At 67.0% G+C, this 909-nt stretch carries 1 protein-coding gene; it reads left to right on the forward strand.

The features are described from left to right. Window positions 1-122 precede the first annotated feature (122 nt). Window positions 123-905: a transposase family protein gene (locus Afe05nite_RS43520; RefSeq protein WP_203823227.1), complete on the forward strand. Its 783-nt coding sequence runs from the start codon at window positions 123-125 to the stop codon at window positions 903-905. Window positions 906-909 lie beyond the last annotated feature (4 nt).

Consider the following 909-nt stretch of genomic DNA (forward strand, 5'->3'; position numbering starts at 1 on the left):
AGCCATTTTCATCGTGACGGTGCAGGTCACGGGCAGTGCGGGACCCTAGTGTCCACGTAGGACGAGGCTCCCGGTAAGACAGCAATCGACCAAGATCAGATGCCCCAACCGGGAGCCTCGCTGTGCTGTCTTACCCTGCCGCGATTCCGTTGTCCACCCGCAGCCTGAACCACCTCGCTGCCCTCATCCGAACCCGCCGCCAGCAGTGCCGATCCCGGTGGCGGCGCCTCGGACCCGGCCGGCAAGCCTTGCTCGCCCTGGCCCACCTACGTAACGGCGACACCCTGACCCGGCTGGCCGCCGGCTTCGAGATCGGCGTCACGACGGCCTGGCGTTACGTCCGCGAGGCCATCGACCTGCTCGCCGCCACCTGCGACGACCTGGACACCGTCATGAACCGGGTCCGGCTGCTGGCGTACGCGATCCTGGACGGCACTCTGATTCCGATCGACCGGGTCGCCGACCAGAAGCCGTTCTACTCGGGAAAACACAAGCGTCACGGGGTGAACGTTCAGGTCATCGCCGACGCGGCTGGGCGTCTCGTTTGGGCCTCGCCCGCGTTGCCTGGCTCGACGCACGACCTGACCGCCGCCCGCACCCACGGCATCATCGACGCGCTGACCAGAGCCGACGTGATGACCTTCGCCGACAAGGGATACCAAGGCGCCCGAGGCAGCGTGCGGACACCGTTCAAACGGCGCCGGTTCCGACCGAAGCTGTCACGCCGGCAGAAGGCGGTCAACCGGGCCCACGCGAAGATCCGCGCCCGCGGCGAACGCGCGATCGCCACGCTCAAGACCTGGAAAATCCTCGCCAAGCTGCGCTGCTGCCCACGCCGAGCAACCGCGATCGTGCAAGCCGTCCTTGTCCTGCACCACGTCGAAGCCAACCGCTACGCAGGATGAAAAA

The organism is Paractinoplanes ferrugineus (assembly GCF_016862195.1).
Lineage (GTDB): Bacteria > Actinomycetota > Actinomycetes > Mycobacteriales > Micromonosporaceae > Actinoplanes > Actinoplanes ferrugineus.